This is a genomic window from Lelliottia sp. SL45 (genome assembly GCF_026672535.1).
Lineage (GTDB): Bacteria > Pseudomonadota > Gammaproteobacteria > Enterobacterales > Enterobacteriaceae > Enterobacter > Enterobacter nimipressuralis.
The window spans coordinates 2497840-2510804 of the sequence record NZ_JAPPRH010000003.1; the positions used below are offsets into that span (position 1 = coordinate 2497840).

11 protein-coding genes are annotated in these 12965 nt (G+C 53.9%); 6 read left to right on the plus strand and 5 right to left on the minus strand.

Features of this window, described 5'->3' with window-relative positions; translation table 11 throughout:
* The first annotated feature begins 193 nt into the window (after positions 1–193).
* Both speF and potE read left to right on the plus strand, forming a co-directional pair.
* Positions 194–2392, plus strand: a complete 2199-nt coding sequence (gene speF, locus OVA10_RS18280; RefSeq protein ID WP_102104160.1) for an ornithine decarboxylase SpeF — start codon at positions 194–196, stop codon at positions 2390–2392.
* Positions 2389–3705: a putrescine-ornithine antiporter gene (gene potE / locus OVA10_RS18285; protein ID WP_268196568.1), complete on the plus strand. Its 1317-nt coding sequence runs from the start codon at positions 2389–2391 to the stop codon at positions 3703–3705. Before speF ends, potE begins: the two co-directional genes overlap by 4 nt.
* Before the next feature lie 127 nt (positions 3706–3832).
* On the opposite strand, the gene pgm is transcribed toward potE, so the two are convergent.
* Together pgm and seqA are read right to left on the minus strand one after the other, a co-directional pair.
* The gene (gene pgm / locus OVA10_RS18290; RefSeq protein ID WP_100777196.1) at positions 3833–5473 is read right to left on the minus strand and encodes a phosphoglucomutase (alpha-D-glucose-1,6-bisphosphate-dependent); all 1641 of its coding nucleotides are present in this window, start codon (positions 5471–5473) and stop codon (positions 3833–3835) included.
* A 24-nt stretch (positions 5474–5497) separates the two neighbouring features.
* Positions 5498–6040 (minus strand): replication initiation negative regulator SeqA, encoded by a 543-nt coding sequence (gene seqA / locus OVA10_RS18295; protein ID WP_100777197.1) that lies wholly within the window; start codon positions 6038–6040, stop codon positions 5498–5500.
* A 183-nt stretch (positions 6041–6223) separates the two neighbouring features.
* Between seqA and ybfF the strand changes: the two genes are divergently transcribed.
* The 4 genes from ybfF (at position 6224) to fur (ending at position 8842) form a co-directional block, all read left to right on the plus strand.
* On the plus strand, positions 6224–6997 hold the full coding sequence (gene ybfF / locus OVA10_RS18300; protein WP_268196569.1) for an esterase: 774 nt from the start codon (positions 6224–6226) through the stop codon (positions 6995–6997).
* Positions 6998–7125: 128 nt separating this feature from the next.
* A complete protein-coding gene (gene ybfE / locus OVA10_RS18305) occupies positions 7126–7413 on the plus strand; it encodes a LexA regulated protein (RefSeq protein ID WP_102104162.1) in 288 nt (95 codons plus the stop codon).
* A gap of 157 nt (positions 7414–7570) precedes the next feature.
* On the plus strand, positions 7571–8101 hold the full coding sequence (fldA, locus tag OVA10_RS18310) for a flavodoxin FldA (protein WP_059178645.1): 531 nt from the start codon (positions 7571–7573) through the stop codon (positions 8099–8101).
* Between the two features lie 294 nt (positions 8102–8395).
* On the plus strand, positions 8396–8842 hold the full coding sequence (gene fur, locus OVA10_RS18315; RefSeq protein WP_064325325.1) for a ferric iron uptake transcriptional regulator: 447 nt from the start codon (positions 8396–8398) through the stop codon (positions 8840–8842).
* A gap of 105 nt (positions 8843–8947) precedes the next feature.
* On the opposite strand, the gene chiQ is transcribed toward fur, so the two are convergent.
* The 3 genes from chiQ to glnS all read right to left on the minus strand — a co-directional run bounded on the left by chiQ (position 8948) and on the right by glnS (position 12830).
* Positions 8948–9277, minus strand: a complete 330-nt coding sequence (gene chiQ / locus OVA10_RS18320) for a ChiQ/YbfN family lipoprotein (protein ID WP_181827923.1) — start codon at positions 9275–9277, stop codon at positions 8948–8950.
* A gap of 46 nt (positions 9278–9323) precedes the next feature.
* Positions 9324–10721 (minus strand): chitoporin ChiP, encoded by a 1398-nt coding sequence (gene chiP, locus OVA10_RS18325; protein WP_268196570.1) that lies wholly within the window; start codon positions 10719–10721, stop codon positions 9324–9326.
* A 441-nt stretch (positions 10722–11162) separates the two neighbouring features.
* Positions 11163–12830: a glutamine--tRNA ligase gene (gene glnS, locus OVA10_RS18330; protein ID WP_268196571.1), complete on the minus strand. Its 1668-nt coding sequence runs from the start codon at positions 12828–12830 to the stop codon at positions 11163–11165.
* Between the last annotated feature and the right edge of the window lie 135 nt (positions 12831–12965).

Genomic DNA, 12965 nt, shown 5'->3' on the forward strand with positions numbered 1-12965 from the left:
GCCTGTGGGCACTGCGCTCCTTTTCCTTAAATCCTGTCTATTCCGTTTCCGGACGGCCTGGGATTTAACTCATCAAAAAGCAATTCACTGATTTTTTATCAGCGGCTCCTCTTTGCTTTTTTTTCCGGACTATTTCGATTTCTTATTTATACGAAGTCGAAGGACAAATATTGCCTAAAATAAAGAGACAAATATGAAAATGCTAAAAATCGCTGCCAGCCGCGCTTGCCCGGACTGCTTCACTACCACTCGGGAAATGGTCGATGCCAGTGCGACCGATTATATTGATGTGGCAGCCGTAGTACTGGCCGTCGGCGATATTTTTAATGGCACCATTGAAGAAATAGAAGCCACCGGTTTTGGAATCCCGGTATTTATCGCGACGCACAAAGAAGAGATGGTTCCGGCCGAATATTTACCGCGCATTCACGGCGTATTTGAGTGCAACGACACCAGCAACGATTTCTACGGACGCCAGCTGGAAGCCGCCGCGCTGAAGTATGAAACTCAGCTGCGCCCGCCGTTCTTCCGCGCGCTGGTAGATTACGTCAAACAGGGTAACAGCGCCTTTGATTGCCCGGGGCATCAGGGCGGCCAGTTCTTCCGCCGTCACCCTGCCGGTAATCAGTTTGTCGATTTCTTTGGCGAGACGCTGTTCCGCTCTGACCTGTGCAATGCCGACGTGGCGATGGGCGATCTGCTCATTCACGAAGGCGCGCCCTGTACGGCACAAAAACATGCGGCGAAAGTGTTCAACGCCGATAAGACCTACTTCGTGCTGAACGGTACGTCGTCATCCAACAAAGTGGTGCTGAACGCCCTGCTGACGCCGGGCGATCTGGTGCTGTTTGATCGTAACAACCATAAATCTAACCATCACGGCGCGCTGCTGCAGGCCGGTGCAACGCCGGTCTATCTGGAAACCGCTCGCAACCCGTACGGCTTTATCGGCGGGATTGACGCCCATTGCTTCGAAGAGAATTATCTGCGCGAACTGGTGGCCGAAGTGGCTCCGGGCCGGATGCGCGATCAGCGTCCGTTCCGCCTGGCGGTCATCCAGCTCGGCACCTACGATGGCACCATCTACAACGCCCGTCAGGTGGTCGATAAGATTGGTCATCTGTGCGACTACATCCTGTTTGACTCGGCGTGGGTCGGCTACGAGCAGTTTATTCCCATGATGGCGGATTGTTCCCCGCTGCTGCTGGAGCTGAATGAGAACGATCCGGGGATTCTGGTCACTCAGTCGGTGCATAAACAGCAGGCAGGCTTCTCTCAGACTTCGCAGATCCACAAAAAAGACAGCCATATCAAAGGCCAGCAGCGCTACGTTCCGCACAAACGTCTGAACAACGCGTTCATGATGCACGCCTCCACCAGCCCGTTTTATCCGCTGTTTGCCGCGCTGGACATCAACGCCCGCATGCATGAGGGCCAGAGCGGACGCAACATGTGGATGGACTGCGTGGTGAACGGTATCGAAGCGCGCAAGCTGATCCTGCAAAACTGCCAGTTCATCCGCCCGTTTGTGCCTGAAACGGTAGATGGCAAGCCGTGGGAAAGCTGGCCGACGGCAGAGATCTCCACGGATCTGCGCTTCTTCCATTTTGTGCCGGGTGAAAACTGGCATGCCTTCGAAGGTTACGCTGAGCATCAGTATTTTATCGATCCGTGCAAACTCCTGCTGACCACACCCGGCATCAACGCCCGTACCGGGGAATACGACGATTTCGGCGTACCGGCCACCATCCTCGCTAACTTCCTGCGCGAAAACGGCATCGTCCCGGAAAAATGCGATCTCAACTCCATCCTGTTCCTGCTGACGCCTGCCGAAGACATGGGCAAGTTGCAGCAACTGATCGCTCAACTGGTGCGTTTCGAGAAGCTGCTGGAAACCGATGCGCCGCTGAAAGAGGTGCTGCCGTCCCTCTACAAGCAGCATCCTGAGCGCTACGCCGGTTACTCTCTGCGCCAGATTTGCCAGGAGATGCATGACCTTTACGCCCGCCACAACGTGAAACAGCTGCAAAAAGAGATGTTCCGCAAGGCGCATTTCCCGCAAGTGAAAATGAACCCGCAGGCGGCGAACTACGCCTATCTGCGCGGAGAAGTGGAGCTGGTCTCTCTGCGCGATGCAGAAGGCCGTATTGCCGCGGAAGGCGCGCTCCCTTACCCACCGGGCGTGCTGTGCGTGGTCCCGGGGGAAGTGTGGGGCGACGCGGTTCTGCGCTATTTCACGGCGCTGGAAGAAGGGATTAACCTTCTGCCGGGCTTCGCGCCGGAACTCCAGGGTGTGTACGTCGAAGAGTGCGACGGGCGCAAACAGGTTCGCTGTTACGTGATTAAGCAGCCAGCCGCCCAGCCCGCGCTGCTGAAAGGGGAAACACTATGAGTAAAAAATCCAACAAGATGGGCGTGGTGCAGCTCACCGTCCTGACCATGGTCAATATGATGGGCTCGGGGATTATTATGCTCCCGACCAAACTCGCCGAGGTCGGTACCATCTCAATTATCTCCTGGCTGGTGACCGCCGTTGGCTCGATGGCGCTGGCGTGGGCTTTCGCCAAATGCGGGATGTTCAGCCGTAAGTCCGGCGGGATGGGCGGTTACGCGGAGTATGCCTTCGGCAAGTCGGGCAACTTTATGGCCAACTATACCTACGGTGTGTCGCTGCTGATCGCTAACGTCGCGATTGCGATTTCGGCGGTCGGGTACGGCACCGAGCTGTTCGGCGTCGCCCTGAGCCCGGTGCAGATCGGTATCGCGACCATCGGCGTGCTGTGGCTGTGTACCGTCGCTAACTTCGGCGGCGCGCGCATCACCGGGCAGATCAGCAGTATCACCGTCTGGGGGGTGATCATCCCGGTGGTGGGTCTGTGCATTATCGGCTGGTTCTGGTTTAGTCCGACGCTGTACGCCAACTCCTGGAACCCGCACCACGTGCCGTTCTTCGCGGCGGTCGGTTCCTCCATCGCCATGACGCTGTGGGCTTTCCTTGGACTGGAATCGGCCTGTGCGAACGCCGAGGTGGTGGAAAACCCGGAACGCAACGTGCCGATCGCGGTACTGGGCGGGACGCTGGGGGCTGCGGTGATTTACATCGTCTCCACCAACGTGATTGCCGGGATTGTGCCAAACATGGATCTGGCGAATTCGACCGCGCCGTTTGGCCTGGCGTTTGCGCAGATGTTCACGCCGGAAGTCGGGAAAGTGATCATGGGCCTGATGGTGATGTCTTGCTGCGGTTCGCTGCTCGGCTGGCAGTTCACCATCGCGCAGGTGTTTAAATCCTCTGCCGACTCCGGATATTTCCCGAAAATCTTCTCCCGCGTCAGCAAGTCCGAAGCACCGATCCAGGGGATGCTGGCGATTGTCATTTTCCAGAGTGGGTTGTCGCTGATGACCATTAGCCCGTCGCTGAACAGCCAGTTCAACGTGCTGGTGAACCTGGCGGTAGTGACCAACATTATTCCGTATATTCTGTCGATGGCCGCACTGGTGATTATTCAGAAAATGGCGAATGTCGATCCCCGCAAAGCGAAGATTGCGAATTTCGTGGCGCTGGTTGGGGCGATATATAGCTTCTATGCGCTCTACTCTTCCGGCCAGGAAGCGATGCTGTACGGGGCGATGGTGACGTTTATGGGCTGGACGCTGTACGGTCTGGTGTCGCCAAGATTTGAGCTGAAGAATAAGCACAGCTAAGAGCGACAAAAAAGCCCGGGGGCATTACTGCTTACCGGGCCTGCGAGGTAAAAGCAAAACGGCAACCGAGGTTGCCGTTTTTCATGTTTTCCTCACGCCTGTCGGCTGAGGGGATCAGACCGCAGACTTACGCGTTCTTCAGCACTTCACTCACAATCTCAACCGCTTCTTTCTCGATCAGCTTACGGTGTTCGTCGCCGAGGAAGCTTTCGCAGTAGATTTTGTACGCATCTTCCGTACCGGACGGACGCGCGGCGAACCAGCCGTTATCTGTCATCACTTTCAGACCGCCGATTGACGCACCGTTACCGGGTGCCGCCGTCAGACGTGCGGTGATCGGGTCGCCCGCCAGCGTGTTAGCGCTCACCATCTCTGGAGAGAGCTTAGACAGCGCGGCTTTCTGTGCGGATGTCGCACCGGCCTGAATACGATTATAGCTTGGCGCACCAAAGCGAGCCGCCAGCTCGTTGTAGTGCTCCTGCGGGTTTTTGCCGGTGACGGCGGTGATTTCCGCGGCCAGCAGGCACATGATGATCCCGTCTTTGTCCGTCGACCACGGCGTACCGTCGAAACGCAGGAAGGATGCACCCGCGCTCTCTTCGCCGCCAAAACCAAAGCTGCCGTCGTGCAGACCGTCAACGAACCATTTGAAGCCCACTGGCACTTCCACCAGCTTGCGGCCTAAATCATTCACCACGCGGTCAATCATCGCGGAAGAGACCAGCGTTTTACCGACTGCCACCTCTTTGCCCCACTGTGGGCGATGCTGGAACAGATAGTTAATTGCCACAGCCAGATAGTGGTTCGGATTCATCAGGCCCGCAGGAGTAACGATACCGTGGCGGTCATAGTCCGGGTCGTTGGCAAAGGCCAGATCGAATTTATCGCGCAGGGCCAGCAGACCCGCCATCGCGCACTCGGAGGAGCAGTCCATGCGGATTGCGCCATCTTTATCGAGGTGCATAAAGCGGAACGTCTGATCGACCTGATCGTTAACGATAGTCAGATCCAGCTTGTAGAATTCGGCAATGCGCTTCCAGTATTCGATACCGGAACCACCGAGCGGATCCACGCCCAGCTTCAGGCCCGCTTTTTGAATCGCGGCGATATCAACGATATCGGCCAGCCCTTCGATGAACGGCTGAACCAGATCCAGCTCTTTCACGTGACCGGAAGCCATCGCCGCATCCAGAGAGATACGTTTTACGCCTTTCAGGCCGTCAGCCAGCAGCGCGTTGGCGCGGTCTTCGACCACTTTGGTGACATTGGTATCAGCCGGGCCACCGTTCGGTGGATTGTATTTGATACCGCCATCGTCCGGCGGGTTGTGCGAAGGGGTGATGACGATACCGTCAGCCTGCGCGCCACCTTTTTTGTTGTGCACCAGAATCGCGTTTGAGACCGCAGGCGTCGGGGTGAAGCCGTTGTCTTCCTGCACGATGACGTCCACACCGTTCGCTGCCAGCACTTCCAGCACGGAAATGAACGCCGGTTCGGACAGCGCGTGGGTGTCTTTCCCGACATAGCACGGACCGGTCACGCCATTTTTAGCGCGCTCTTCCGCGATGGCCTGAGCAATGGCCAGAATATGCGGTTCGTTAAAGCTATGGCGCGCCGCGCTGCCGCGGTGGCCAGACGTACCAAACTTCACTGCGTGTTCTGCGTTGCCCACTTCCGGCTTCAGTACGTAATACTGCGCGGTGAGTTGAGCGACGTTAATCAAATCGCTTTGTTGTGCAGGCTGACCCGCACGATCGTGATTTGCCATTGCCTGGTCCTTCCTGTGCAAGGGTTAAATGGTACCGCAAACCTTTTCAATCAATTCCGCCGGGAATTGCATCGACTGCATGATGTGTTCGACCATGCTGCATTTGCGTCCGGTGTTGGTATTGGTGATCACCCAGTACGGCGTACCAGGGACATGTTTAGGTTTGGTTTGATTGCCGTTGGCAAGCAGCGTCTGTTCGTCGCCCGCGAAGTAGACGCGGGTACGGCCATGAAGCGAATCAGTGGCTTCAGCAAACGCTTTGTTATCCAGTGAATAGAGTGTAGACAGCACCAGCATAAAGCGGTTAACCGCTTTTTTCTGCTCGGCGTATTCGTCGGAAAGCAGCAGTTCACGCACCGCGCGGACTTTGTCTTTCACCGGTGCCACTGTTTTCGCTTCTGCGACCACATTTGGCTGACGAACCTCTTTAGAAACCGGAGTTGCAGGCTGTGAGGCGGCGGAAAATTTCAGCATGCGCCGTAAAATGTCTGATGCACTCTCGCCAATATGTCGCGTGTGGCTGGCAATATACTGATAGAGCTCATCATCAACTTCGATTGTTTTCATCTTAATCCAGTGCAATATCTTATCTGAATACAAGTCGTTGGGATTATAAGGGCTAATCCCAACCGCGGATAGGGTCAAACCTGGGTGGCGGCAAAAGTCAGATTAAACTGGAACCTTGCAGCCGGGCGGCAGAATGGTCAACATAATACCCTAACCTGACATACGTAAAAAAAGAACTTTGCCATGAAATTGAATAGCCGAGCGCAATCTGCACAATCGCCGAACAATAATTCTCCCATCGTACTGGTTCATGGCCTCTTTGGCAGCCTGGATAATCTGGGCGTGCTGGCCCGCGATCTGGTGGCCGATCGCGATATTTTGCAGGTGGATATGCGTAACCACGGGCTTTCCGAACGCAGCCCGGAGATGACCTATAGCGCGATGGCCCAGGATCTGCTGGATACTCTCGATGCGAATCAGATTGAAAAAGCGACGCTGATTGGCCATTCCATGGGCGGCAAAGCGGTGATGGCCCTGACGGCGCTGGCACCGGAGCGTATGGATCAGCTGGTGGTGATTGATGTCGCCCCGGTGGATTACGACGTGCGTCGCCACGACAAGATCTTTGCGGCGATTAATGCCGTGACCGAGGCCGGCGTTTCTACACGTCAGCAGGCCGCAGCCATCATGCGTGAACATCTGGATGAAGAAGGCGTGGTGCAGTTCCTGCTGAAATCTTTCGTCGATGGCGCATGGCGGTTTAATGTGCCGGTGCTGTGGGATCAGTATCCTCAGATAGTCGGCTGGCAGACCGTTCCGGCCTGGCCACACCCTACCCTGTTTATTCGCGGCGGCAATTCTCCGTACGTCACCGACGCCTATCGCGATACGCTGCTGGCGCAATTCCCGCAGGCGCGTGCGCATGTGATCGCCGGAGCCGGACACTGGGTTCACGCTGAAAAACCCGAAGCCGTGCTGCGGGCGATCCGTCGCTATCTCTCTGATAATGCGATTTGATTAAAAAGCCAGCGACCGGTTGCCCGCAGGCCACCAGTCGTTGGCGTGCAGGTATCCGTGATGTATGATGTCGCGCTCATCGCCCCGGCAATAGCAGGGCCGCTCGTTTTCCCCGAAGTCTCTGAATCATGGCCAAAGAACAAACGGACCGCACGACACTAGATCTGTTCGCGACTGAACGTCGACCGGGACGACCAAAAACCAATCCGCTTTCGCGTGATGAACAGTTGCGCATCAATAAGCGCAATCAGCTGAAACGCGACAAAAGTCGTGGGCTTAAACGCGTCGAGCTGAAACTCAACGCGGAGGCGGCCGACGCCTTAAGTGAACTGGCCGATGCCCGCGAGATCAGCCGCAGCGAGCTGATTGAAGAGATGCTGATGGCGCAGCTTCAGGCATGGCGCAGCACCAGGTGATCGTCTGAAAATCCCCTCAATTGTCCCTTTCATGTAGCACAGAGTGCAGTCCCGCGTGATAGCTGTTTCCGCAGACTTCCCTGTTCTGCTATGATTGCCCTTATCCGTGGACAATTTGCGCCACCATACCATTAAGTTTCAAGAGGTTATTTCACTCATGGCAATCATCGGCATTTTCTTCGGCAGCGATACCGGTAATACCGAAAACATCGCAAAAAATATTCAAAAACAGCTTGGTAAAGACGTTGCCGACGTACATGACATTGCTAAGAGCAGCAAAGAGGATCTCGAAGGTTACGATATTCTGCTGCTTGGCATTCCAACCTGGTACTACGGCGAAGCACAGTGTGACTGGGATGATTTCTTCCCGACGCTGGAAGAAGTGGATTTCAACGGTAAACTCGTTGCCCTCTTCGGCTGCGGCGACCAGGAAGACTACGCGGAATACTTCTGTGATGCACTGGGCACTATCCGCGACATCATTGAACCGCGCGGCGCGGCAATCGTCGGTCACTGGCCAACGGCGGGTTATCATTTCGAAGCCTCTAAAGGCCTGGCCGATGACGACCACTTTGTCGGCCTGGCTATCGACGAAGACCGCCAGCCAGAACTGACCGCTGAGCGCGTCGACAAGTGGGTGAAACAGATCCGCGAAGAGCTGCACCTCGACGACATCCTGAACGCGTAATGCAGTGATGAGGTGCAACTGACTACGTTGCACCTCATTGATAGATAATACCGATTAAAATAATTGCTACAAATTTTTAACTTTCGTGTTCATACCTGTACAATGTCCCCGGGTTAAAGTGGATGCCATCCAACAAGTTTGTTGGTGATACCACGTTTTTATAAGCATACTTTGCTTGAGACTTGCAGTTTTCATTTAGGCATGGCAGTTCTATAATGAGACGCATTATCCCAACTGCATTTTCTGTCACTTCTTCTAAGGAAGTGAATCGTTTAGCAACAGGACAGATTCCGCATGACTGACAACAATACCGCATTAAAGAAGGCTGGCCTGAAAGTTACGCTTCCTCGTTTAAAAATCCTGGAAGTTCTGCAAGGGCCGGACAACCATCACGTCAGTGCGGAAGACTTATACAAACGTCTGATCGACATGGGCGAAGAGATTGGACTGGCGACCGTATACCGCGTTCTGAACCAGTTCGATGACGCCGGGATTGTCACCCGCCATAATTTCGAAGGCGGTAAATCCGTTTTTGAACTGACGCAACAGCATCATCACGATCACCTGATCTGCCTCGACTGTGGCAAGGTGATTGAATTCAGCGATGACTCTATCGAAGCACGTCAACGTGAAATCGCCACCCGACATGGCATCCGTCTGACCAACCACAGCCTGTACCTGTATGGTCATTGTGCTGAAGGCGATTGCCGCGAAAACGAGCACGCACACGATACCAAATAATCGTGTTACAAACTCTGAGCCAACCTGACGGTTGGCTTTTTTTTGCCTGCAATAAATTCAAAAACGCCCGGCAAGCTTTCGCGGCCGGGCGCTGAATACAACGAATTACTGTGCGTTGTTACTGCGAATCTCTTTCCAGATCTGATCGCAACGTTTTGCAACTTCCTGATCGTTACCGGTTTTACGCGCCTGAATGCAGGCCTGGTAATCCATCACGCGGATGTTTTCCTGCGTCGCGAACTGCTCATGGACTTTCTCTTTCTTCAGCACCGTCAGTACGCTCTGACAGGCTTCGATTTTTTCCGGCGAGCCTTCAGCGGTGTTAATGCAGGTGCTGTAAGCCTCTTTCAGGCGAGAATCTTCTTTCTGTGCCTGAGGTTGTGCACAGGCGGTCAGCCCTGCGGCCAGCACAGCAACGAATGCGATTTTCTTCAACATGTCGGTCTCCATTCCGGCGGGAGTGATCCCGCCAGATCGTTCATCAGAAGATGGTGAAAGGTGCGATAACCATGAATTTCACGTCACGCTCATCCTGGAAGATGTTGCCGTAACCGCCCGAGTAGCTCGGAATATCGGAGTGGTTGTCGTATTGCGTGAAGTGCAGTTTGAACATGGTGCCTTTGGCGCGACCATCCTGCAGGGTGTACATCGCATCCAGGCTGTATGAAGACTCTTTCAGACGATAGTTTGGATCGTAGTAAGCATCTGGCGTCGCCATGTCAGCTGGCTTCGCGTCCCATGCGTAGGCGTAAGATGCGCCCACCGCCCAGCCCGGCAGATTCCAGTTTTTAAGGTCATACATCGCGCCGAAGAAGAGCGCTTTTTCGCCGTCGGCGTTGAAGTCAGAACGGTTATCCCACCAGATATCCAGACGACCGTTAGACGAGGCGTACGTTGGCGTCATACGCTGCAGGAAGTAGCCCTGCTGCCCTTCCGCTTTAACGTAAGTTCCTTCGAGGCGCAAATCTACCTGACCAATTTTATAGCCGAAGGTCAGTGCCTGCAGCCATGCGGTGCCGTCATACAGATCGTTTACGCCGCCATCGCTGACTTTGTCGCGCGTACCGTAGAACTGATAGCTGGTGGTCAGCGGGCCGCCAACGATATCGAATTTGTAGCTGGCTTTGGCGAAGTACTGATCGACGTAGCCTTCTGCCTGACCGAATGCCGCTTCCAGTACCAGATCATTTTTGAAGTCATATTTCGCGCCGAGTGAGTGCAGATATTCCACCCGCGTCTTTTTATCGTTCTGGTAGAACTTGTCCATCTCGATGTGCCACGGCGCTTTGTACTCGTTGGTCCACATATACGAGAAGCTCAACGCACCAGCGTCGCCGTAATCAAAGTTCGCCCCGGCTTCTGCGCCCTGGTAAGTACCCGGCATGAAGCTCCAGTGCGGTGCTAACAGAGTCTGGCCGGTTGGCTGAATATAACCGCCGCGCGCCCATACCGGACCGTATTTAAATTTGGCCGCCGCTTTATACAGGCTGATACCGCTCTTATCGCCCGACCAGTCTTCTTTGTAAGCTTTATTACTGGAGGAGAATGCGATTTCGTTCGGGTGTGCGCTATCGCCGTTTTCCGCCATTTCAATGGCAGTAAACGCGGCAATATCCAGGCCAAACATATCAGCGACATAACCGGACTGGAAATCCAGGTTGGCGTTCCAGGTGGAGTGAGAAAGGTTTGTTTTATATTTGTCTTCGGTGACGTCTTTACGGTCACGTTCACGTTGCCAGTAATAGATACCGCCCGTGAGCGTTGAATCATCAATAAAGCCTGCTGCCTGAGCCTGCGGAGCCGCGATAAATCCCGACACTGCTGTCACACCGGCGATAGCCAGCGCCAGCGCACTACGTTTGCCACTGAACGTACGCATAGATTGTTCCTCTTTGACGAATAAAAGCGCCTTAAACGGCGAAAAATCTAAAAGACCAAATGGTCAGGGGTAGTCTGTAATACCCTCGAATTAACTACCGCCTTTAGACTATTTTTCGCGACGCGAATTATCAATGCTTTTCAGTGGGCAAAATGCAGGATTATGACGAAGTGCACATAATTGGTAGTGATTTGAAACATATCACTCGGGACAAGGCTTAATCAGAAAAAAATGGTTAAATTCAGTAGGTAATGATAATTGATAGCGCTTACATACTTTAATTTCGCTTATTTCACGTTACGCGAAACTTTAGTAAAAAAAATAAGTAGCAGCTCATTGACGTGTAATTTTAATGTTAAAAATAGACGCGAAAAGTAAAAGCATGATCGATAAGCAAAAAAAACGCCGCGTTATGCGGCGTTTGTCTCTCATTGACCAGGCTTACTCGCCAATCTTGGCCCAGGTGTCACGCAAACCGACGGTACGGTTAAATACCAGTTTGGTAGCGGTTGCATAACGGCTGTCGAGGCAGAAGTAACCTTCACGCTCGAACTGATATGCTTTGCCTGCTTCGGCCGTTTTCAGGGAAGGTTCTGCATAGCCCTGTTTGATGACCAATGATTCCTGGTTGATGGTCGCCAGGAAATCCTCTGCTGCGCCTGGATTAGGAACGCTGAACAGACGATCGTAAAGACGAATTTCAACCGGCAGTGCGTGTGCCGCGCTGACCCAGTGAATGACGCCCTTCACTTTGCGTCCGTCCGCCGGATCCTTGCTCAGGGTCTCGGCGTCGTAAGTGCAGAAGATGGTCGTGATGTTGCCTTCCGCGTCTTTTTCTACGCGCTCAGCTTTGATTACGTACGCGTTGCGCAGGCGAACTTCTTTGCCCAGCACCAGACGTTTGTACTGCTTGTTCGCTTCTTCACGGAAGTCGGCGCGATCGATCCAGATCTCCGCGCTGAACGGCACTTCACGGCTGCCCATTTCCGGCTTGCTCGGATGGTTAGGCATAGTGACCTGCTCGCTTTCACCCTGCGGGTAGTTTTCGATGACCAGTTTAACAGGATCGATAACCGCCATTGCGCGCGGGGCGTTTTCGTTCAGATCTTCGCGAATACAGGACTCCAGAGAGGCCATCTCAATGGTGTTGTCCTGCTTGGTCACGCCGATACGTTTGATGAACTCGCGAATAGAGGCCGCCGTGTAGCCGCGACGACGCAGACCGGAGATGGTCGGCATACGCGGGTCATCCCAGCCTTCAACGTGCTTGTCGGTCACCAGCAGGTTCAGCTTACGCTTGGACATCACGGAGTATTCCAGATTCAGACGAGAGAACTCGTACTGACGCGGATGCACAGGAATGGTTATGTTATCCAGCACCCAGTCGTACAAGCGACGGTTGTCCTGGAATTCCAGCGTACACAGAGAGTGCGTAATGCCTTCCAGCGCATCGCTGATGCAGTGGGTGAAGTCGTACATCGGGTAGATGCACCACTTGTTGCCGGTCTGGTGGTGTTCGGCAAATTTAATGCGATACAGCACCGGATCGCGCATCACGATGAACGGAGACGCCATATCGATTTTCGCACGCAGACAGGCTTTACCTTCCTCGAAGCCACCGGCACGCATTTTTTCGAACAGTGCGAGGTTCTCTTCGACGCTGCGATCGCGGAACGGGCTGTTTTTGCCCGGCGCAGTCAGCGAGCCACGGTATTCGCGGATTTCATCTGCAGACAGCTCATCTACGTAGGCCAGGCCTTTGTTGATCAGTTCAATCGCGTAGGCGTGCAGTTGATCAAAATAGTCCGAGGAGTAGCAGATATCGCCAGACCAGCTGAAGCCTAACCATTGCACGTCGTTCTTAATGGACTCAACGTATTCGATGTCTTCTTTTACCGGGTTGGTGTCATCGAAACGCAGGTTGCACTGGCCCTGGTAATCTTGCGCAATGCCGAAGTTCAGACAGATAGATTTCGCATGCCCAATATGCAGGTAGCCGTTTGGCTCCGGCGGGAAACGGGTATGAACTGTGGTGTGCTTACCACTGGCCAGATCTTCATCGATGATCTGGCGAATAAAGTTACTCGGGCGGGCTTCAGCCTCACTCATCGTGGATTCCTCAAAGCGTAAACAACGTATAACGGCATATGATCTTATAAGCAGGACGTAGTGACAACCTTTAGTTATGCAAAAAACGGCTTTGAAGTGAATATTGGGGAGGATTGCTGCAAAAAAAAGCGGCGG

Bases quoted from the DNA above. Each gene is read 5' to 3' on its own strand.
- fur (WP_064325325.1), top strand. From the start codon at position 8,396: ATGACTGACAACAATACCGCATTAAAGAAGGCTGGCCTGAAAGTTACG.
- ybfF (WP_268196569.1), top strand. From the start codon at position 6,224: ATGAAATTGAATAGCCGAGCGCAATCTGCACAATCGCCGAACAATAAT.
- seqA (WP_100777197.1), bottom strand. From the start codon at position 6,040: ATGAAAACAATCGAAGTTGATGATGAGCTCTATCAGTATATTGCCAGC.
- chiP (WP_268196570.1), bottom strand. From the start codon at position 10,721: ATGCGTACGTTCAGTGGCAAACGTAGTGCGCTGGCGCTGGCTATCGCC.
- potE (WP_268196568.1), top strand. From the start codon at position 2,389: ATGAGTAAAAAATCCAACAAGATGGGCGTGGTGCAGCTCACCGTCCTG.
- pgm (WP_100777196.1), bottom strand. From the start codon at position 5,473: ATGGCAAATCACGATCGTGCGGGTCAGCCTGCACAACAAAGCGATTTG.
- glnS (WP_268196571.1), bottom strand. From the start codon at position 12,830: ATGAGTGAGGCTGAAGCCCGCCCGAGTAACTTTATTCGCCAGATCATC.
- ybfE (WP_102104162.1), top strand. From the start codon at position 7,126: ATGGCCAAAGAACAAACGGACCGCACGACACTAGATCTGTTCGCGACT.
- fldA (WP_059178645.1), top strand. From the start codon at position 7,571: ATGGCAATCATCGGCATTTTCTTCGGCAGCGATACCGGTAATACCGAA.
- speF (WP_102104160.1), top strand. From the start codon at position 194: ATGAAAATGCTAAAAATCGCTGCCAGCCGCGCTTGCCCGGACTGCTTC.